Origin of the sequence: Streptomyces sp. NPDC006335 (genome assembly GCF_040612795.1) — a bacterium.
In the GTDB taxonomy this organism is placed as follows: domain Bacteria; phylum Actinomycetota; class Actinomycetes; order Streptomycetales; family Streptomycetaceae; genus Streptomyces.
The window spans coordinates 18,222-36,623 of sequence record NZ_JBEXQX010000035.1 but is presented as its reverse complement, the minus strand read 5'-3'; the positions used below and the strand labels follow the sequence as shown (position 1 = coordinate 36,623).

Annotated in this window: 21 protein-coding genes; 8 read left to right on the top strand and 13 right to left on the bottom strand. The window is 71.9% G+C overall.

Annotation, left to right across the window (positions count from 1 at the left end):
• Both ABZ098_RS44240 and ABZ098_RS44235 read right to left on the bottom strand, forming a co-directional pair.
• The coding region (locus ABZ098_RS44240; RefSeq protein WP_356600644.1) for a maltotransferase domain-containing protein at nucleotides 1-626 on the bottom strand (626 nt) is incomplete at its 3' end.
• A 75-nt stretch (nucleotides 627-701) separates the two neighbouring features.
• A complete protein-coding gene (locus ABZ098_RS44235) occupies nucleotides 702-1,001 on the bottom strand; it encodes a DUF5133 domain-containing protein (RefSeq protein ID WP_356600642.1) in 300 nt (99 codons plus the stop codon).
• A gap of 303 nt (nucleotides 1,002-1,304) precedes the next feature.
• Here ABZ098_RS44235 and ABZ098_RS44230 point away from each other — a divergent pair, with 303 nt between their 5' ends.
• The gene (locus ABZ098_RS44230; RefSeq protein ID WP_356600640.1) at nucleotides 1,305-1,796 is read left to right on the top strand and encodes a pep a2; all 492 of its coding nucleotides are present in this window, start codon (nucleotides 1,305-1,307) and stop codon (nucleotides 1,794-1,796) included.
• Nucleotides 1,797-1,798: 2 nt separating this feature from the next.
• The gene (gene glgX / locus ABZ098_RS44225) at nucleotides 1,799-3,937 is read left to right on the top strand and encodes a glycogen debranching protein GlgX (RefSeq protein ID WP_356600638.1); all 2,139 of its coding nucleotides are present in this window, start codon (nucleotides 1,799-1,801) and stop codon (nucleotides 3,935-3,937) included.
• A gap of 564 nt (nucleotides 3,938-4,501) precedes the next feature.
• Here the strand turns inward: glgX and ABZ098_RS44220 are convergent.
• On the bottom strand, nucleotides 4,502-5,305 hold the full coding sequence (locus tag ABZ098_RS44220) for a VOC family protein (RefSeq protein ID WP_356600636.1): 804 nt from the start codon (nucleotides 5,303-5,305) through the stop codon (nucleotides 4,502-4,504).
• Nucleotides 5,306-5,474: 169 nt separating this feature from the next.
• Here ABZ098_RS44220 and ABZ098_RS44215 point away from each other — a divergent pair, with 169 nt between their 5' ends.
• Complete coding sequence (locus ABZ098_RS44215; protein WP_356600634.1) at nucleotides 5,475-5,807, top strand: ANTAR domain-containing protein; 333 nt, start codon at nucleotides 5,475-5,477, stop codon at nucleotides 5,805-5,807.
• 28 nt (nucleotides 5,808-5,835) lie between these two features.
• On the opposite strand, the gene ABZ098_RS44210 is transcribed toward ABZ098_RS44215, so the two are convergent.
• On the bottom strand, nucleotides 5,836-6,624 hold the full coding sequence (locus ABZ098_RS44210) for an RNA polymerase sigma factor SigF (RefSeq protein WP_356600632.1): 789 nt from the start codon (nucleotides 6,622-6,624) through the stop codon (nucleotides 5,836-5,838).
• 249 nt (nucleotides 6,625-6,873) lie between these two features.
• Here ABZ098_RS44210 and ABZ098_RS44205 point away from each other — a divergent pair, with 249 nt between their 5' ends.
• The 4 genes from ABZ098_RS44205 to ABZ098_RS44190 all read left to right on the top strand — a co-directional run bounded on the left by ABZ098_RS44205 (nucleotide 6,874) and on the right by ABZ098_RS44190 (nucleotide 9,657).
• Entirely contained in the window at nucleotides 6,874-7,329 is a 456-nt protein-coding gene (locus tag ABZ098_RS44205) for a MarR family transcriptional regulator (protein ID WP_356600630.1), read from the top strand.
• Nucleotides 7,326-8,147 (top strand): ATP-binding cassette domain-containing protein, encoded by an 822-nt coding sequence (locus ABZ098_RS44200; protein WP_356600628.1) that lies wholly within the window; start codon nucleotides 7,326-7,328, stop codon nucleotides 8,145-8,147. Before ABZ098_RS44205 ends, ABZ098_RS44200 begins: the two co-directional genes overlap by 4 nt.
• Nucleotides 8,107-8,949: an ABC transporter permease gene (locus tag ABZ098_RS44195; RefSeq protein ID WP_356600626.1), complete on the top strand. Its 843-nt coding sequence runs from the start codon at nucleotides 8,107-8,109 to the stop codon at nucleotides 8,947-8,949. Before ABZ098_RS44200 ends, ABZ098_RS44195 begins: the two co-directional genes overlap by 41 nt.
• Nucleotides 8,950-9,141: 192 nt before the next feature.
• Entirely contained in the window at nucleotides 9,142-9,657 is a 516-nt protein-coding gene (locus ABZ098_RS44190) for a hypothetical protein (protein ID WP_356600624.1), read from the top strand.
• Between the two features lie 13 nt (nucleotides 9,658-9,670).
• On the opposite strand, the gene hemC is transcribed toward ABZ098_RS44190, so the two are convergent.
• From hemC to ABZ098_RS44170, 4 genes are read right to left on the bottom strand one after another with little or no spacing between them, the layout of a single operon-like run.
• The gene (hemC, locus tag ABZ098_RS44185; protein ID WP_356600622.1) at nucleotides 9,671-10,606 is read right to left on the bottom strand and encodes a hydroxymethylbilane synthase; all 936 of its coding nucleotides are present in this window, start codon (nucleotides 10,604-10,606) and stop codon (nucleotides 9,671-9,673) included.
• Nucleotides 10,607-10,647: 41 nt separating this feature from the next.
• Nucleotides 10,648-11,115, bottom strand: a complete 468-nt coding sequence (locus tag ABZ098_RS44180) for a GNAT family N-acetyltransferase (RefSeq protein ID WP_356600620.1) — start codon at nucleotides 11,113-11,115, stop codon at nucleotides 10,648-10,650.
• Nucleotides 11,112-11,630 carry a hypothetical protein gene (locus ABZ098_RS44175; RefSeq protein WP_356600618.1) on the bottom strand — a complete coding sequence of 173 codons (519 nt, stop codon included), beginning with the start codon at nucleotides 11,628-11,630 and terminating at the stop codon, nucleotides 11,112-11,114. The genes ABZ098_RS44180 and ABZ098_RS44175 overlap by 4 nt, the downstream gene beginning before the upstream one ends.
• A 7-nt stretch (nucleotides 11,631-11,637) precedes the next feature.
• Nucleotides 11,638-12,837, bottom strand: coding sequence for an MFS transporter (locus tag ABZ098_RS44170; protein ID WP_356600616.1), 1,200 nt, complete (start codon nucleotides 12,835-12,837; stop codon nucleotides 11,638-11,640).
• Nucleotides 12,838-12,948: 111 nt separating this feature from the next.
• On the opposite strand from ABZ098_RS44170, the gene ABZ098_RS44165 reads away from it, so the two are divergent.
• A complete protein-coding gene (locus ABZ098_RS44165) occupies nucleotides 12,949-13,938 on the top strand; it encodes a DUF5937 family protein (RefSeq protein WP_356600614.1) in 990 nt (329 codons plus the stop codon).
• A gap of 72 nt (nucleotides 13,939-14,010) precedes the next feature.
• Here ABZ098_RS44165 and ABZ098_RS44160 read toward each other — a convergent pair whose 3' ends face one another.
• From ABZ098_RS44160 to ABZ098_RS44140, 5 genes are all read right to left on the bottom strand, one after another.
• Nucleotides 14,011-15,036 carry a questin oxidase family protein gene (locus tag ABZ098_RS44160; RefSeq protein ID WP_356600612.1) on the bottom strand — a complete coding sequence of 342 codons (1,026 nt, stop codon included), beginning with the start codon at nucleotides 15,034-15,036 and terminating at the stop codon, nucleotides 14,011-14,013.
• Between the two features lie 100 nt (nucleotides 15,037-15,136).
• A complete protein-coding gene (locus tag ABZ098_RS44155; RefSeq protein WP_356600610.1) occupies nucleotides 15,137-15,913 on the bottom strand; it encodes an NPP1 family protein in 777 nt (258 codons plus the stop codon).
• A 131-nt stretch (nucleotides 15,914-16,044) separates the two neighbouring features.
• Nucleotides 16,045-17,040, bottom strand: a complete 996-nt coding sequence (locus tag ABZ098_RS44150) for an ATP-dependent DNA ligase (RefSeq protein ID WP_356600608.1) — start codon at nucleotides 17,038-17,040, stop codon at nucleotides 16,045-16,047.
• An 82-nt stretch (nucleotides 17,041-17,122) separates the two neighbouring features.
• Nucleotides 17,123-17,494 (bottom strand): VOC family protein, encoded by a 372-nt coding sequence (locus ABZ098_RS44145; RefSeq protein WP_356600606.1) that lies wholly within the window; start codon nucleotides 17,492-17,494, stop codon nucleotides 17,123-17,125.
• Nucleotides 17,495-17,600: 106 nt separating this feature from the next.
• The gene (locus ABZ098_RS44140; RefSeq protein WP_356600604.1) at nucleotides 17,601-18,350 is read right to left on the bottom strand and encodes an SDR family oxidoreductase; all 750 of its coding nucleotides are present in this window, start codon (nucleotides 18,348-18,350) and stop codon (nucleotides 17,601-17,603) included.
• Nucleotides 18,351-18,402 lie beyond the last annotated feature (52 nt).

Below are 18,402 nucleotides of genomic sequence, written 5' to 3'. Positions count from 1 at the left end.
CGCGGGAAGAACTCGTACCACGAGCCGAACAGCGCCCGCTCCCGCTCCACCAGCAGCGGCAACGACTCCGACGCCGTGATCAACTCCCGCAGCGGATGGCGGGCGAGCACCGCGTCCACATCCGGAGTCAGTGCTGCCGCCAGACGGGTGGCGACCGGCAGGGAGTCGTCCGCGAGCGTCTTCGCCGCGGCCAGGAGCACCGCGTGCTGCGGTCCCTCCGGGACGCCCGCCGCCGCACGCGTGTAGAGCTCGGCGCCCTCCTCCAGGACCAGCCCGGTGTCGAGACCGGCGGGCACCTTTATGCGGGCGACGCGACGCCAGGTGCCGACCGGATCGCTCCAGGCCTCGACGCGGTACGTCCAACGGCCCTCGACGTCCGGGGTGACCTCCGCACCCCAGCGATCGCTGCCGGGGGACAGCTCCCGCATCGGCGTCCACGGGCCGTGCCGCCCCTCCGGGTCGGTCAGGACGACATTCGCGGCGACCGCGTCATGGCCCTCGCGGAACACCGTCGCGGTGACCTCGAACGTCTCTCCCACGACCGCCTTCGCCGGGCGCCTGCCGTGATCGACGGCAGGGCGGACGTCCCGTACCGGGATGCGGCCGATGACCGGGGTGGAACTCATGTGCTCGCCTCCGCCGTGCTCGAGGCCGGGCGCTGACTGCGCCCGGCCGGGGGTCGAAGCTGCGCCGGAAGGGTGCTACCTCCCCGCGGGGGAAACCTCCGCCGACCTCGGCGGACCACGTCGCGCGACGGCACCCGCCCGGGGGAGGTCGCTCTGCTCCTGGAGGTAGGCCACCACGCTGCTGCTCAGATAGCGCTCGGCGGCCTCGGCCGCCTCACGCGCGCAGCGCTTGCCCATCAGCACGCACAGCGTGTAGCCCGAGTCCTCGAAGGTGGCCCGGACGTCGCGGTCGGCGGGGGAGGCGAGCATGACGCGCTCCCAGGCGCGATAGCGCCGCAGTTGCCGGGCGACTTCGGCTTTGGCCGGTAGCAGCATGGCGCCGTTCACCTTTCGGACTCGGGAAGATCCAGGGCGCGGAAGGGTCCGGGCTCGGGAAGATCCAGGGCTCAAGAAGATCCGGGATTCAAGAGATCTTCACTCATGGTGCACGCGCTATGACCCAACGTCTTGTTGGCTCTTCAACTACCTCAGTGGTCGCTCGTGTTGCACGAATGGCGTACTGCTCCCACTCTGGAGTGACTCTGAAGCGATCAGCGCTCACGCTCCGTGTTTCGGGGCCCGGCCCCGCGGGGGCCGGGAGGAGCGGGAGCTTCGCCGGTGAGTGAGGAGCGAGCGACGATGAAGACCGCAGTGCCCTGCTACTACCACCTCGACGTGGAGGTCAGCCCGGAACGGGTCGGGCAGGTCAGGCGCATCCTGGCCGCCCACCTACGGCTCTGGGACCTGGAGACCCTGGTCGAGCCCGTCTGCCGCGGTGCCGAACTGCTGCTCAAGGCCATCGACGAGCACGCGACGGACAAGAACACCTCCATCGAGCTGTGGTGGAACGGCCAGCACCTCATCACCGCCGTCGCCGAGAACGACTGCGACCTGCGCCCGGACCTGGATCTGCGCGCCTGCCTCGAGCGGATCGCCGCCATGAGCGACGGCTGGGGCTGCTGCGCCACCGACACCGGCAGCAAGGTCATCTGGTTCTCGCAGCGGGCCCGCGCCGGCGAGCGCGTCCCGCTCGTGCCGACGGCCCCCGCCCCGAGCCTGCGGGAGGTGCTCCAGGTGCCGCGCGAGATGCCCGTCGCGGCCCTGGCCGCCGCCGTCGACGGCGGGTGCTGAGCATGCCGTCGTCCAGGAAGAAACCGGACAAGAACGGGAAGCGGGTGCCGGCCTGGAGCGGGCACCCCTACCCGCTGGGCGCCTCGTTCGACGGAGAAGGCACCAACTTCGCCCTGTTCAGCGAGGTCGCCGAACGTGTCGAACTCGTGCTGGTCGACGAGCGGGGCGCCCACACCGGCGTCCCGCTGACCGAGGTCGACGGCTTCGTGTGGCACGGCTTCGTGCCGGGCGTCGGACCGGGCCAGCGTTACGGCTATCGGGTCCACGGACCCTGGCAGCCCTCGTTCGGCCACCGGTGCGATCCGTCGAAGCTGCTCCTCGACCCGTACGCCAAGGCGGTGGACGGGCAGGTGGACAGCCACCCCTCGCTGCACACCCCCGAGGCCGACAGCGCCGGGCACACCATGCTCGGCGTGGTCACCGACCCGGCCTTCGACTGGGGCGACGACCGGCCGCCCCGGCGGCCCTACGCCGACAGCGTGATCTACGAGGCCCACGTCCGCGGGCTCTCCCGCACCCACCCGGACGTCCCGCCGGAACTGCGCGGCACCTACGCCGGTCTTGCGCACCCCGCGGTGATCGACCACCTGACCTCGCTCGGCGTGACCGCCGTCGAGCTGATGCCGGTGCACCAGTTCGTGCAGGACGGGGTGCTCCAGGACCGGGGCCTGGCCAACTACTGGGGCTACAACACGATCGGCTTCTTCGCGCCCCACAACGCCTACGCCGCCCACGGCACCCGCGGCCAGCAGGTCACCGAGTTCAAGGCGATGGTGAAGGCGCTGCACGCGGCTGGCCTGGAGGTCATCCTCGACGTCGTCTACAACCACACCGCCGAGGGCAACGAGAAGGGGCCCACGCTCTCCTTCCGGGGCATCGACAACGCCTCGTACTACCGGCTGGTGGACGGCGACTGGGAGCACTACTACGACACCACCGGCACCGGGAACAGCCTGCTGATGCGGCACCCCTACGTGCTCCAGCTGATCATGGACTCGCTCAGGTACTGGGTCACCGAGATGCACGTCGACGGCTTCCGCTTCGACCTCGCGGCCACCCTGGCCCGGCAGTTCCACGAGGTGGACCGGCTCTCCGCGTTCTTCGACCTGATCCAGCAGGACCCGGTCATCAGCCGCGTCAAGCTGATCGCCGAGCCGTGGGACGTGGGGGAGGGCGGCTACCAGGTCGGCAACTTCCCCCCGCTGTGGTCGGAGTGGAACGGCAAGTACCGGGACGCCGTACGGGACTTCTGGCGGGGCGAGCCCCACACGCTCGGGGAGTTCGCCTCCCGGTTGACCGGCTCCTCCGACCTGTACCAGCACAGCCGGCGGCGACCGCGTGCCAGCGTCAACTTCGTGACCGCGCACGACGGTTTCACCCTGCGCGACCTCGTCTCGTACAACGACAAGCACAACGAGGCCAACGGCGAGGACGGTCAGGACGGCGAGAGCACCAACCGGTCCTGGAACTGCGGGGCCGAGGGGGAGACCGACGACCCGGCGATCCTGGAGCTGCGGGCTCGCCAGCAGCGCAACTTCCTCGCCACCCTGCTGCTCTCGCAGGGCATTCCGATGCTCTGCCACGGCGACGAACTCGGCCGCACGCAGCGGGGCAACAACAACGCCTACTGCCAGGACAACGAGATCTCCTGGATCGACTGGGAGCTGACCGAGGAGCAGCGCGAACTCGCCGACTTCACGCGGTACGTGATCGGTCTGCGCGCGGCACATCCCGTCCTGCGCAGGCGCCGGTTCTTCCGGGGCGAGACCGTGACGCACGCCGGGCAGCCGCTGCCCGACCTGGTCTGGCTGCTGCCGGACGCCCGCGAGATGGCCGAGGAGGACTGGCAGCGCTCCGACGCGCACGCCGTCGGTGTCTTCCTCAACGGCGACGCCATCGCAGAACCGGACGCCCGTGGCAACCGGGTCGTCGACGACTCGTTCCTGCTCCTTCTGAACGGCCACTGGGAGCCCGTCGACTTCCGCCTCCCGGACCCGGCCTACGGCGAACGCTGGACGACCGTGCTCGACACGGCCGAGCCCCAGGGTGCCGACGAGGCGGAACACAAGGCCGGCACGGCGATGACGGTCGAGGCGCGAAGCCTGGTGCTCCTGTCGAGACCGTCACGCGCGGGCGCGTGAAGGGTTGAGCCCGTTTTCCGGGGCCCTCGTCTTGCGCTTGCGCGACGCGGGGGCCCTGTGTCGGGCGGTCGTCGGGACGCAACGGGAGCAGACGCGCGTCCGTCGTGGTGGTGCGGAGGGTGAGGGCCGTCGCGCGCGGGCGGGTGAAGGACGAGGGTGAGGGGCCTCGCTTGTGCGCCCGTGGCGCCGGGGCCCTGTGTCTTGTCTGGTGCGTTGAGGCCCAACGGGAGCAGGCGCGCGCCCTGGAGCCGTCGTCGAGCCCGTCGCGCGCGGTCGTGCGAAGAGCAGCGGTCCGGGCTGTCGTCCTGAGCGTCTGCGGCGCGCGGCCCCTGGACGTCGCGTGTCATCGAGGCGGCACGGCAAGCGGGCCCCGGCGCGCGGCGGGCGAGGAGCGTCGTCCGGGGGCCTGGCTTTGGGCGCCGGGGGTGCAGCGGGCTGTTTGCTCGGCGGGCCTGTGTCCTCAGTGGGTGTGGCGCGGCGGCGCCGTGGGCCAGTCGTGCGGGGGCCTCGCTGTGAGCGCTCGGGGCGCAGCGGGGCCGTTGGCTCGGCGGCGGCCCCTCGTCCTCAGCGCGCGCGGCGTGAGGTCACCGTGAACTGGGCGCCGTCGGGGTCGCGCAGCACGGCCTCGTCGGTGTCGTGCGAGAGCACGCTGCCGCCGTGGACCTCCGCCGCCTTGGCACAGGCCGCCACGTCCGCGACCGCGAAGTGGACCTGCCAGTGCGGCCGGATCGCGGGATCGGGGGCCGAGCCCAGCGCCCCCGACTCGATGCGCGCCACCACGTCGCCCCCGCTGCGCAGCACCACCTCGTCACCTTCGTAACGGACCTCGCAGCAGTCGGGGCGCTCCGTCGCCCAGTCGAGGACCTCGCCGTAGAAGATGGCGGCGTCGAACGCGTCGCGGGTGTGGAGCCGGACGAAGGCGGGCTGGGCCCGCCGCCACCCCTCCCAGTTGGCGATGAGGTCGCCCTCCCAGACACCGAAGGTCGCTCCGTCGCGGTCGGAGAGCAGCGCCGCCCGGCCGGGCGGGAAGGACAGCGGGCCGACCGCCAGCGTGCCGCCGCGTTCCTGTACGCGGGCCGCCGCCTCGTCCGCGCTGGGCACCGCGAAGTACGGCGTCCAGGCCACCGCCATCTGCCACATCGACGCCACCGCCGCGATCCCGGCGACCGGCGTGCCGTTCGCCAGCGCGACCCGGAAGCGCTCGCCGAGCTTCGCGGGCTTCCACTCCCATCCGAGGACGGCCCCGTAGAAGTCCTCCGTGGTCTGCTGGTCGCGGCTGGTCAGGCTCACCCAGCAGGGGGCGCCGAAGACATGGTGGGTGGAGACGACGTCCGCGGTCGCGGTGGGATGTCTCGGATCGTGGTTCATGGCAGTCGCGTCCTGCTCTCGTCGGCCGGCGGCCACCGGGCGGTCTTCCACCAGTGTCCGTCCGGAACCGCCCCGGGCGCCTGCCGAGTACCCCGGGGGCGCCGCCGAAACGGTGGCCCGTTCGCCTCCGCCCGGTGGCGCGGACCCCTCCGAGTGACAGGATGGAGGCGTGCCAGTCGTACCGAACGAACCCGCCGACGAGTCGGACCGGATCTTCGCCCTCCAGGAGGAGATCGGCCAGCTCAAGGAAGCGGTCGCCTCCCACGCGGTCGTGGACCAGGCCATCGGCATGGTCGTCGCGCTCGGCAGGATCACCCCGGACGAGGGCTGGGAGGTACTGAAGGACGTCTCCCAGCACACCAACATCAAGCTGCGCAACGTCGCGGAACTCATCCTCATCTGGGGACGGTCCGGCGAGATCCCCAGGGAGATCCGCGTGGAGCTGGAGGAGGCTCTGGACCGGTACGGTCCGACGCAGATCCCGGGTTCGTCGCCCGAGTGATCCAATCCCGCCCCAGTGACCCAGGGGCTCAGCCGTCGTCGGCCAGGACCTCCTCGCGAAGGTGCGCGAAGCACGTGCTGAGCAGCCGGGACACGTGCATCTGCGAGATACCGAGCTCCTCGGCTATGCAGCTCTGGGTCATGCCCCGGAAGAAGCGCAGGTACAGGATGGTCCGCTCGCGCTCAGGCAGGGCCTTGAGCCGGGGGCCGACGGCCACCCGGTCGACGACCACGTCGTAGCCGGGGTCGGGGCCGCCGAGGGCGTCGCCCAGGGCGTACCCGTCGGTGCCGGGCATCTCCGCCTCCAGCGACAGCGCCGAGAAGCACTCCAGCGCCTCCGCACCGGTGCGCACCTCGTCCTCGGTCAGGTGCGCCCGCTCGGCGATCTCGGCGACGGTGGGCGCCCGGCCGGGGGTCTGCGCCAGCTCCTTCGCGGCCTGCCGGACCCGGTTGCGCAGGTCCTGCACCCGGCGCGGCACGTGCAGCGTCCACATGTGGTCGCGGAAGTGCCGCTTGATCTCGCCGGTCACGGTCGGCACCGCGTACGCCTCGAAGGCGCTGCCGCGTGCCGGGTCGTAGTGGTCGACGGCCTTGACGAGCCCGAGGGCGGCCACCTGGTAGAGGTCTTCGAGGGACTCCCCGCGACCCCGGAAGCGGACGGCGATCCGCTCGGCCATGGGCAGCCACAGTTCCACGAGCTCGTCCCGCAGGGCCTTGCGCTGCGGCCCCTCGGGCAGCTGTGCCAGGCGCTCGAACGCCGCGTTGGTGTCGGGGGCGTCGTCGTGGGGATGCGGCTTCGTTCTGGTGGCGACGGACATGCCGCGCACCTCCCTCAGCGGGTGCTGGATGGACAGACACGTGGGAGGCGCGCACTCGGACCCTGGAGAGACTGAGAAGACATCCGGGGCCCGCTCGTCGGGGCTCCCACGGACGTGCCTCCTGTCCGAAGCACTGTCTGACTGATTCCCGCTCCCGGGTGAAACAAAACAAAAAACGCAGATCGTGACATATGTGCTTGACCAGCGCTTGGGCGAGATTACCTCTGACTCAGAGGTAATCTCCTGGGTGTGGACGAAGAGACCTTCCCCGAAGAGCTGGCCGACGCGCTCGTCGGCGTCCAGCGACTGCTCAGGCGCAGACTGCGCGCCGGACTGACCGTGCCACGGCTGCGCGGCGCCGAGGTCGAACTGCTGCGCCTGGTCGAGTCACGGCCCGGCATCCGGGTCTCCGACGCGGCCAAGGAGCTCTTCCTGGCGGGGAACTCCGTCTCGACCCTGGTCAACCAGTTGGTCAAGGAGGGCCACCTGGTCCGCGAGACCGACCCCGCCGACCGGCGCGCCGCCCGGCTGCTGCTCACCGACAAGGCCGAGGCGCGGCTCAGAGACTGGAAGCAGCGGCGGGTCGCGCTCGTGAGCCGGCACGTCACCCGGCTGGACGCGTCCGACCAGGAAGCCCTGCGCGCGGCGCTGCCCGCCCTGCGCGCGCTCGCCGCCGATCTGCACGAGGAGGCCGAGGACGCATGACATCCGAAGCTGTTTCCTGCACGGGGCTGGTCTACGCCTTCGGTGACACCAACGCCGTGGACGGGCTGGACCTGACCGTCGAGGAGGGCGAGGTCTTCGGACTGCTCGGCCCCAACGGCGCCGGCAAGACCACCGCCATCCGCTGCATCACCACCCTGCTGCCGGTCCCGGCCGGCATGGTCCACGTCTTCGGCCGCGACACCGCCGGCGACCCGATGGCCGTACGACGTCTGCTCGGGTACGTCCCGCAGCAGTTGTCCGCCGACGCGAACCTGACCGGCCGGGAGAACGTCACCCTGTTCGCCCGGGTCTTCGACGTGGCCCGCACGGAACGCGCCGAACGCGTCGCCCAGGCCCTGGCCGCCGTCGACCTCACCGACGCCGCCGACCGCCTCGCCGGCACCTACTCCGGCGGCATGGTCCGTCGGCTGGAGCTCGCCCAGGCCCTGGTCAGCGCGCCCCGGCTGCTGATCCTCGACGAGCCGACCATCGGCCTCGACCCGATCGCCCGCACCGGCGTGTGGGAGCACATCAACGCCGTACGCGAGGCGACCGGCATGACCGTCCTCGTGACCACCCACTACATGGACGAGGCCGACCAGTACTGCGACCGGGTCGGCCTCATGCACCGCGGCCGCGTCCGCGCCCTCGGCACCCCCGAAGAACTCAGGCGGGGACTGGCCGAGGAACGGGGCACCGACACGCTGCCGACCCTGGAGGACGTCTTCCGTGACGTCGCCGGCAGCGGACTCGAAGACGAAGGAGGGGATTTCCGCGATGTCCGAAGCACCCGCCGCACCGCGAACCGTGTCGGCTGACATCCATCTGTTGCTGAAGCCGCCGGAGCCCCGTGCGGGCTGGCGGCTGCTGCCCGCCCGGATCGTGGCGATGTGCGCCGTCGAGCTCCAGAAGCTCAGCCACGACCGCACCGAGCTCTACACCCGCGCCATCCAGCCCGCCCTGTGGCTGCTGATCTTCGGCCAGACCTTCACCCGCATCAAGGCGATCCCCACCGAGGGCATCCCCTACATCGACTACCTGGCGCCCGGCATCATCGCCCAGTCGGCGATGTTCATCGCGATCTTCTACGGCATCCAGATCATCTGGGAGCGGGACGCGGGCATCCTCAACAAACTCCTGGTCACCCCCACCCCACGCTCGGCACTGACCACCGGCAAGGCCTTCGCGGCCGGCGTGAAGTCGCTGATCCAGGCCGTCGTCGTCATCGTCATCGCCGCCCTGCTCGGGGTGTCCCTGACCTGGAACCCGCTCAAGCTCCTCGGCGTCGGCGCGATCGTGATCCTCGGCTCGGCGTTCTTCTCCTGCCTGTCGATGACCATCGCCGGCATCGTGCTCAGCAGGGACCGGCTGATGGGCATCGGGCAGGCCATCACCATGCCGCTCTTCTTCGGCTCCAACGCCCTGTACCCGCTGTCCGTCATGCCGGGCTGGCTCCAGACCGTCAGCAAGGTGAACCCGCTCAGCTACGAGGTCGACGCTCTGCGCGGGCTGCTCCTGGGCACGCCCGCCCATCTCGCGCTCGACTTCGGGGTGCTGGCCGTGGCCGCCGCATTCGGCATCACCGCGGCCTCCTCGCTCCTCGGCCGGCTGGCCCGTTGATCATGGGCGCGGAACGTGATGTGCGGCACGCCCGGGTAAGGGTTTTTCCGGCCGATCGGCGGATTCTTCCTGCGCACGGCTTGATCAGTGATCAAAGGGGGTGAATTCCCTGGCCACAGCGCATTCTGCTCATTTGACAGTGCATTGAGCACACAGATAGGAAGCAGCTCTCTGAGGTCGAAGAGGTGCACTGTGTACGAGCCCAACGTGGTCGGGGACTGGCAGGAGTACGACGAGCATGCCGGTCTGCGTGTCCGCGTCCACCGTCTGGAGGCGGCCGAGCCGCCGCGTGGACGCGACGACGCCGCCGAAGGGCTCACGTATTTCAGCGTCCGGGTGACCGTCGAGAACCGTGGCGACCGGCATCCGACGGTCCATCTCGAGGACGGTCAGATCGACGTGCGGATCGGCCCCGACGGCGAGAGCGCCTTCATCGACTGGCGCAACTCGCAGTTCATCGAGGGATTCGACGTCTACCCGCTGCGCCGCGCCACCGCCGTGCTGTTCGCGGCGGGACCGGAGGCGAGCCTCGGCCAGATCGACGTGCAGATCCAGCTGCGCGTCGACGACGAGTGGGCCGACCGCCGCCTGTGGGCGGGCGGCATCGGACTCGACGAGGGCACCGCGCACGTCGGCACCGGCCGCGAGGGCCTGGCCTGCCAGATCAGCAACTTCCTGCGGGACCAGGCCGAAGAGGGCACCGCCTGATCCCGCGCGGGCCTCAGTGCGGGATGCCGTCGATGATCTCGCGGGCCCCCTGACGCAGCAGCGCCACGGCGACCGAGGTGCCCAGCGTGGCCGGATCGAGTCGCCCCGCCCACTCGTGGGCGTTCAGCCGCGTCTTGCCGTCGGCGGTGAACACACAGGCCCGCAGGGACAGTTCGCCGCCGTGGTCCACGCGCGCGTACCCGGCGATCGGGCTGTTGCAGTGGCCCTGCAGGACGTGCAGGAACATCCGCTCGGCGGTCGCCTCCCGGAACGTGTCCGGGTCGCCCAGCGCGCTGACCGCGTCGATCAGCTCGGTGTCGCCCTCCCTGCACTGGAGCGCGAGGATGCCCGCGCCGATCGGCGGCATCATCGTCTCGGGGGAGAGGATCTCGCTGATCACGTCCTCGCGGCCGATGCGTTCCAGACCGGAGACCGCGAGCAGCAGCGCGTCCGCCTCGCCCGCTTCCAACTTGGCCAGCCGCCGGTTGGCGTTGCCACGGAAGGGCACGCACTCCAGGTGCGGGTGGGTGGCGGCCAGCTGGGCCACCCGCCGCACCGAGGAGGTGCCGATCCGGGTGCCCTCCGGGAGCTCGTCCAGGGTGAGGCCGCCCGGGTGGATCAGGGCATCACGGATGTCGTCCCGCTTGAGGAACGCCGCGAACGTGGTGCCCGCCGGGAGTGGCCGGTCGGCGGGCACGTCCTTCACGCAGTGCACCGCGAGATCGGCCTCGCCTGCCAGCAGCGCGGCGTCGACCTCCTTGGTGAACGCGCCCTTGCCCTCGACCTGGGACAGGTCGCCCATCCACTTGTCGCCGGTCGTCTTCACCGGCACGACCTCGGTGCGCACACCGGGGTACAGGGCTGTCAACTCGCTTCTGACACGCTCCACTTGGGCCAGCGCCATCGGCGAGTCACGGGAGACGATGCGGATCAGTTCCGGGAGGGACATGCGGGACACGATAGACCCTGCGGAGGTTCCATGTTTGACGCTCAGGGGCCAACGGGTAGGGAGTAGCGCACCTTTTGCCTGGCGCGGGCGCCCAACCGGTCGTAGAACCTCATCGCCCCGTCGTTCCAGGTCGGCGTCTGCCACTGCACCTCGTCGAGCCCCATTGCGCGGGCCTCGGCGGTCACCGCGTCCATGAGCAGCGCGCCGAGCCCCAGACCGCGGTGCCCCGGGAGCAGGAACAGGCAGTCCATGTGCAGGTACTCACGGCCCTCCCACGTGGAGAGTTCGGGCGCGCAGGTGGCGTAGCCGACGAGTTCGCCGTCCGGGAGCTCGGCCACCAGGCAGCGCAGGCGGGGTGCGGGAGTGTCGAAGAGGAGCGCGGCCAGCCGGGTGGGCAGGTCGGCCGGGGGTGGCGCGGCCCGCTCGTACTCGGCGTGCCGGGCGGCGAGTTCGGCGACCGCGGGGAGGTCGGCGCGCTCAGCGTGCCGGACCAGGGCAGCCTCGCTCACCGGACGTCGCCCGTGATGGTGTCCGCGCTCCAGGCCGCCAGACGGTCGGCGAGCGACCCGGTGCCGTCCAGGACGTGCCGGGAGTACGCCTCCCGCTCGTGCGCGAGTACGGCGGCCTCCCACACGCAGGGCGCGAGTCCCGCCCGGCCGGGCCGCAGCGCGTCGGGCTTGCCCACCGGGCCGGCGAAGATCGCCAGGTCGGCCATGTCACCCTCGATCCAGCTCTGGACCAGGACGTAGTCGCCGTCACCGCCCGCGTGCACGACCAGGACGGCGAGCCCCAGGGAGCCCCGCAGCGGGCCCAGTTCGAGATGGCGGGCGGCGATCCGCAGCCCGGCCTCGGCGTCCTGGGCGGACACCGTACGGCCGGGCGCCTCCAGCGCGTACACCTTCACCAGGTGACCGGCGGCCTCCCTGGCGCCCAACGGTCGGACGGGACGGGCGTGATGGGTGTCGGCGAGGGTGAGCAGGGCCTCGGCGTCGACGGCGGCGGGCAGTTCCTCGTGAAGATCCATCCGGTCATCATCGGCTGCCGGTCTCGGGCGCGTCCACCGCCGCCGGCGCGGTGACGGTTTCCGGCCACGTCAGCACGACGAGTGCCACCGCCGTGAGCAGTCCGCCGGCCAGGAAGGCGCCGCGTGTCCCGATCAGGGGAAGCAGCACCCCGCCGAGCAGGGCGCCGGCGGCGACGCCCACGTTGAACGCCGCCGAGTTGGCCGCGAGAGCCGTCTCGGTGCGTCCCGGGGCGACCCGTAGCACCTGGCTCTGCGTCGCCATGAACGCCGGTGCCACCGAGGCGCCCAACAGCATCAGCAGGACGACGGTGGCCACCTGGCTGCTCCCGGCCGCGCAGAGCCCGAGCAGGGCGACGGTCTGCCCCGCCACCGGCACGGTCAGCGTGGCACGCGGCCACCGGTCCAGCAGAGGTCCCGCCACGGTGACCCCGGCCAGCCCCGCCGCCCCGAACGCCATGAGCACGGCGCTCACCGCGTCCCGGCCGAACCCGCTCACCTCGTCCAGGAAGGCCACGACGTACGTGAACCCGGTGAACGCCCCCGTCACCGAGAGCGCGGTGGTGGCGAGCACGACCGCGAACCGGCGCCGGTCGGGGGCGGCCCCGTACGCCGCGTGACTCTCCCGCGGACGCGAGGTCGGCAGCAGGACGGCCACCGTGATCAGGGATACGACGGCGAGCGCGCCGAGCACCGCGAACGGCACCCGCCAGCCGCTGTGACCGCCCAGCCAGGTACCCGCCGGCACCCCGGCCACCGTGGCCAGAGAACCGCCGACCGACAGCAGCCCGATGATCCGGCCCCGCCGCTCGGGCGGGAACAGGCCGACCGCGACCGGCCCCATCACCGCCCAGAACAGCGCCTGCGCCAGCGCGGTCGCCACCCGGGCCGCCAGCAGCAGACCGTACGACACCGCAGTGAGCGCGGAGACCCAGCAGGCCGCCGCCAGCACCGTGAGCAGACCGGTCATCAGATACCGGCGCGGCACGGCACGGGTGACGTGCGCCAGCGGCAGCGAACCGACGGCCACCGTCAGGCCGTAGCCGGTGACCAGCGCGCCCACCGCGGTGAGCGAGACCCGCAGGTCGTCCGCCATCAGCGACAGCAGACCCACCGGGAGGTTCTCGGTGGTGTTGAAGGTGAACGCCGCCAGCATCAGGGCCGCGACGACGGCGGCCCTGCGCCACGGCGCGGGACGAACACTGCCCATCCAACTGCCTTCCGCGGGAGGGGAGAAGGGACGGCCAGCGTGCTGCGCCGACGCGCACGGCTCTACTCTTTCGGTCCAGGACGAATCACCGACCGCCACCCGGGGGCCGCCTTGCCGCTGACCCTGCGACTCGGGAACGACGACCTCAGACGGTGCCGGTTCGCGGTCTCCCCGCTGTGCCAGACCCACGAGGTGCTGCGCATGCTGCGCCGGTCCGCCCGGCACGGCTACCACCGGGCGTGGCTGCGCCGTGCCGCGCCGGCGGTGGCCGGGCTCGACCTGTCCCCGCTGTGGCTGTTCATCCCACCGGCCGGTGGCTACACCCCCGACTTCCTGGGGCCGCCGCCCCAGGAGCCGTACCCCCGCTTCGAGGACGAGCTGGCCCGCGTACGCGCCACCGACCCCGCGCTGGCCCGCACCGAGATGGCCCGCTCGCTCGCCTGCACCCCGGGGCTCGCCGAGTCACCGCGGGGCCGGGCCGCACTCGACGACCCGGCCGCTGCCGTGCGGTGTCTCGCCGACCTCACCGAGCAGGCCTGGCGGGCGCTGGTCGCCCCGGACTGGGCACGCCATCGGGCCGTGCTGGAGGCCGACATCGCGCACCGGTCCCGGCAGGTGGCGGACGCCGGCCTCGACGCGCTGTTCCCCGGTCTGCACCCGGAGGTCGACTGGACCGACGGAACCCTCACCCTCCCTGTCCGCGGCGACTTGAGGGACGCCCAACTCGCCGACGGGCGAGGTGTGTTGCTCATGCCGAGCGTGTTCGTCTGGCCGGACGTGGTGAGCGGCTTCGCCCGGCCCTGGCAGCCGACGGTCATCTATCCCGCGCGTGGCATGGGCGCCCTGCACGACGACGGGGTGCCGCGCCCGTCCCAGGCGCTCGCGCGGCTGCTGGGGCGGCAGCGGGCCGCGGTCCTGGCCGGGCTGGAGGACCCGGCCTCGACGACCGACCTGGCCCGTCGGCACGGCCTCGCCCCCTCGACGGTCTCCGCCCATCTGTCGGTCCTGCGCGAGGCGGGCCTGCTCGCCTCCCGCAGACAGGGCCACCGGGTGCTGTACGGGCGGACACCACTCGGCGACGAGCTGGTGGCCGGTGCCTGACCCCCGCGGCGGTGCGGGCCCGCTGCCTGAGGTGGCGGGCCCGGTCGGGCGGGGAGTCGCCGTGCTGGGCGTTCAGACGAGCGGCTCGCTGAGCTCGATCGAGCGCAGGACGGCCGCGAGGGCCTGCTCGTCGCCGATGTCCAGGGCCGTGTCGGTGAGCTTGATGACGTGTTCGTCGCCGTGGGCGAGGGCTCGTTCCAGAACCTCCTCGGGAGCCGGACGCGCGGGCGGGACGTAGGCGACCGGGGCCGCGGGCGCGTACATCGCCGTGACCGCCGCCGACGCCGTCCAGGCAGCGCGCAGGCTCGGCACCCACTGGTCGCGGGGGAGGGAGTCCAGGGTCCGCAGCACGGCGTTGGGGGCGGTGGCCGCGTGCACGAGCATGGTCGGCTCGCCGTGACCGTGGGTGGCGTAGCGGTGGGTCGCGGCGCGGACGAGCTCGGTGAGCCGCTCCTTCGCGGTGTCCGGGTCGGTCACGTCGTGCGCCCACACGGGCAGTCGGTGCACGGCGGCCAGGCGGTCCCGGAAACCCACGTGCCCCGGCTCGATGGTGGGTACGGCGTCCAGGGCGTCCGCGGCGGTCGTCGCGCCCGGCAGTTCCGCGAGCCCGGTCACCGGCTGGTGCCGTGCCGCCCAGTAGCCGAGCGCGTGCGCGAGTTCGGTGAGCCGGGGCGCGTTCTCCTGATCCTCCAGGGCGCGGACGGCGTGGCCGACCCGGATGACGGTGTGCGTGGCACCGCCGTACATGCCCGGCAGCAGACGCGGCCACCACTGGGCGAGGACGTCCTTCCAGGGGCGCTCGGCGAGCGCGCGGGAGTAGTGGTCGGTCCAGTCCGCGATCCGGCGCGGATCACCCAGTGCCGAGAGCCAGTTGTCGTCCGTGACGGGAGCGGTGCGGTCGGGGAAGTCCTCCAGCTTGTCCCGGTACAGATCCAGCCACTGGTGCACCGAGCGGGCCTGTCCGTGCGCGGCGAGCGTCTCGACCACCATGGGGGCGTGGTTGCTCAGCCACCCCTCCCGCTCCGGGCCGGCCGCGTGGACGCGGTCCAGGGCCTCTTCGAGGAACCCGCTCGTGTCGCTCGTATCGGTCGTGTCCATGAACAGGACGTTATGCGGGGGGCGGGGCGACGGGATCGGGCGCGGGGCGGAACCCGCGGGCGCGGGGGACCTAGGTCCCGCGCCCGATCGTGTCACCGGATCAGGCGTTGGGGTCGAAGGAGATCCCCGACGGCTTCGCGGACGACAGGTGCGCGGCGAAGTTGGCGTCCTTGAGGCCGAAGTTGGCGCTGCCGAAGTCGTACGCGCTCAGCTTGTCGCGCAGCCCCGACGGGTAGCCGTTCCAGCCGACCAGCGGCGGGTACTGCCAGGTGCCCTTGGCGTTCTCCGGCGGCTCGTCATTGGAGTTGGCCAGCCGGAAGCAGTGCGTGCTGATGCCGTCCTTGTGGTAGACGATCTTCGCGTGCGTACCGCTGAAGCGGACGCCGGAGGCCGCGCTGACCGTGAACGAGCCGTGGTTGGACGTCGACACGTACTGCACCGTGCCGTTCTGCACCCAGACCACGACGTGCTCCCAGTCGTGCCGGTGCCCGCCGATGCTGCTGTTCGCGACGGCCTGGTCCTTCTCGAAGTACAGGCCGTACATATAGGCGCACCAGCCGTTGTTGCACTTGGAGCGCGAGTACGTGTTGGTGTTGTCCAGGTCCGAGGCGTCATGGCATTCGCCGCTGAGCGAACCCGTCGGCTTCAGACCCCCGTTGATCGTGCCGTCGGGGCCGATGGCGGGCGTCGGGTAGCAGCCGTCGGTGTCGTAGTCGAAGGCCGGCTGGTAGGTGAACTCGGCGCTCTCGGCGTTGGCGGGCAGCGCCTTGGGCGGGGCGGCGAACGCGGCGGAGGGGAAGGCGAGCACGAGCGCGGCGGCGCCGGCCAGGCCGGTGAACCATCTCGTGCGGTGCTTCTTGAACGACGGTGACGCCACTGCGTCCTCCTCGTGGTCCGTGCGCAGCCCAACGGCTGTGGGGTTACTGGGGAGTTCAGCTTCCCGGCTTTTCATGTCCGCGCCAAGAGGTCGAAGGCGTCGTTCCGGTTACGGGCCGCCCAATTCTCGGATCATGACGGTGTGTCAGGGAGGTGTGTGTCAGGGAGGTCGGCCGAGGAGTCCTCCGGCGCGAGGTCCGGTCGCAGTCGCAGCCAGGACGGTTGACGCAGCAGCCCCGCCCGGGTGCGGGTGCTGTAGCGGACCTCGCCGACCAGCCGCGGCAGCACCCAGCGCGCGCCCGGGACGCGCGGCACGGGATCGAAGGGGCACATGTCCGTCGCCGCGGCGGCCAACAGCGAGGCGAGCTCCGTCCGTTCGGTCTCGCTCCAGCCGGTGCCCACGCTGCCGACGTATCGCAGCCGCCCTTCGCTCCGCTGGCCGACGAGCACCGCGCCCGGCAGACCCGTGAGTCGGCCCTTGCCGGGCAGCCAGCCGCCCACGAGGACGTCCTCGCTGAGCATGTTGCGGATCTTGATCCAGGCGCGGGAGCGCACTCCGGGTTCGTACACCGAGTCGAGCCGCTTGCAGACCAGGCCTTCCAGGCCGTGCTCGCGGGTCGCCCGCAGGGCCTGTTCGCCGTGGCCGACCAGGGCGGCGGGTGTGGACCAGTGCGGCCCGGCGAGCCCCAGTTCGTCCAGTCGCGCCCGGCGGCGCGCGTAGGGGAGGGCGAGGAGTGAACGCCGCCCCAGGTGCATCAGGTCGAACAGCACGAGATGGACGGGCGCTTCGGCCGCTCGGCGTGCGGCTCTGCCGGGGGCGTGGGCCAACTGCATGCGCGGTTGCAGCAACTGGAAGTCCGCGCGGCCCTGTTCGTCCAGCGCCAGGATCTCCCCGTCGAGCACCGCGGGTGTGGCGCCGAGCGCGGTGCCCAGTGACCGCAGTTCGGGATAGGCGCCGGTGATCTCCTCCCCGGACCGGGCGCGCAGCACCATCTCGCCGTTCCCGGCGAGGTAGACGACCACCCGCTGGCCGTCCTGCTTGGTCTCGTAGGCCCAGCGCGCGTCCTGCGAGGCGGGCGGCAGGGTGCCGGGGGTGGCGAGCATGGGCGGGATCAGGGGGAGGGTCACGGGTGAGTTGTCGACGCGAGCACCGGCCGCCACGCGCCCCGCGCACCGGTTTCCCCTGAACGGGCGCCGTCCGGAGGTCTTCTCAGCCCTCCTGGTACAGGTTCACGATGTTGCCGTCCGGGTCCCGCAGCCACACCGACCGGCGGCCCCACGGCTGGGTGGTCGGCGGTTTCAGGATCTCGATCCCCTGGGCCGCCAGTCGTTCGTGGCGTGCGTCCACGTCGGTGACCCGGAACTCCAGGGTGAAGTTGCCGCTCGCGGCGGTGGCCGTCGATCCGGGCACCATCGACTCCATGCCCTCGGTGGAGAAGAAGGACAGGACGGCGCCGGGGACCGTCACCCGGGCGAACGGCGCCTCGCCCTCCACTTCGGCTTCGAGGACCCTCGCGTAGAAGGCGGCGAGTGCCGGGACGTCGTCGGTGATCAGGGAGGTGCCGGTGAAGTGGGGCCGCATCCGGGCATCGTAGGCGGGGGATCGGGGATCGGGGATCGGGGACGGGGGGGGGCTGAGGTCTGTGGTCGGACAGCCCGGCCGGGGAGCGGGGGCGGCGTGTTCGCGGTCAGATGATGCCGCCGTTGGCCCGCAGCACTTGGCCGTTGACCCAGTGGCCCGCCGGGCTCACCAGGAACGACACGACGTGGGCGATGTCCTTCGGCGTCCCGAGCCGCTCCAGCGGGGGCTGTGCCGCGAGGCGGGCGACGGTCTCCTCGTCCTTGCCGTCGAGGAAGAGGTCGGTGGCCGTCGGGCCGGGGGCAACGGCGTTGGCGGTGACGTCACGGCCGCGGAGCTCACGGGCGAGGATCAGGGTCACGGCCTCGACCGCGCCCTTGCTGGCGGCGTAGGCGCCGTACCCGGGGAAGGCGAGCCCGACGACCGAGCTGGAGAGGTTGACGAGCGCGCCGCCCGGGCGCAGTCGGCGCGCGGCCTGCTGGTCGACGACGAAGGTGCCGCGGATGTTGGTGCGGTACAGGGCGTCGAGCTCGGCGAGGTCGAGCTCCGCGATGGGGGAGAGCGGCATCCGGCCCGCGGAGTGGACCACCGCGTCGACACCGCCGTACGTGGCCTCCGCCAGGTCGAACAGGGCGGCGACCTCGGTCTCCTCGGCGACGTCCGCGCGGGCGGACAAGGCGGTACCGCCCGCCTCCTCGATGGCCCGCACGGCCTCGTCGGCGGCGACCTTGTTGCCCGCGTACCCGACGACGACCGCGAACCCGTCGTCGGCGAGCTGCTCGGCGATCTGCCGTCCGATCCCGCGCGATCCGCCGGTCACGATCGCGACACGCTGTTCCGTCCGGGGCTGAGTGGTCATGACTGCATCCTCTGTTAGCGCTGATACGGCCTACTCGTATCGACGATAACAC

Excerpts from the sequence above, each read along its gene's own strand:
- ABZ098_RS44235 (WP_356600642.1), bottom strand. The coding sequence starts at position 1,001 with ATGCTGCTACCGGCCAAAGCCGAAGTCGCCCGGCAACTGCGGCGCTAT.
- ABZ098_RS44230 (WP_356600640.1), top strand. The coding sequence starts at position 1,305 with ATGAAGACCGCAGTGCCCTGCTACTACCACCTCGACGTGGAGGTCAGC.
- glgX (WP_356600638.1), top strand. The coding sequence starts at position 1,799 with ATGCCGTCGTCCAGGAAGAAACCGGACAAGAACGGGAAGCGGGTGCCG.
- ABZ098_RS44220 (WP_356600636.1), bottom strand. The coding sequence starts at position 5,305 with ATGAACCACGATCCGAGACATCCCACCGCGACCGCGGACGTCGTCTCC.
- ABZ098_RS44210 (WP_356600632.1), bottom strand. The coding sequence starts at position 6,624 with ATGTCCGTCGCCACCAGAACGAAGCCGCATCCCCACGACGACGCCCCC.
- ABZ098_RS44200 (WP_356600628.1), top strand. The coding sequence starts at position 7,326 with ATGACATCCGAAGCTGTTTCCTGCACGGGGCTGGTCTACGCCTTCGGT.
- ABZ098_RS44195 (WP_356600626.1), top strand. The coding sequence starts at position 8,107 with ATGTCCGAAGCACCCGCCGCACCGCGAACCGTGTCGGCTGACATCCAT.
- hemC (WP_356600622.1), bottom strand. The coding sequence starts at position 10,606 with ATGTCCCTCCCGGAACTGATCCGCATCGTCTCCCGTGACTCGCCGATG.
- ABZ098_RS44175 (WP_356600618.1), bottom strand. The coding sequence starts at position 11,630 with ATGGATCTTCACGAGGAACTGCCCGCCGCCGTCGACGCCGAGGCCCTG.
- ABZ098_RS44170 (WP_356600616.1), bottom strand. The coding sequence starts at position 12,837 with ATGGGCAGTGTTCGTCCCGCGCCGTGGCGCAGGGCCGCCGTCGTCGCG.
- ABZ098_RS44160 (WP_356600612.1), bottom strand. The coding sequence starts at position 15,036 with ATGGACACGACCGATACGAGCGACACGAGCGGGTTCCTCGAAGAGGCC.
- ABZ098_RS44145 (WP_356600606.1), bottom strand. The coding sequence starts at position 17,494 with ATGCGGCCCCACTTCACCGGCACCTCCCTGATCACCGACGACGTCCCG.
- ABZ098_RS44140 (WP_356600604.1), bottom strand. The coding sequence starts at position 18,350 with ATGACCACTCAGCCCCGGACGGAACAGCGTGTCGCGATCGTGACCGGC.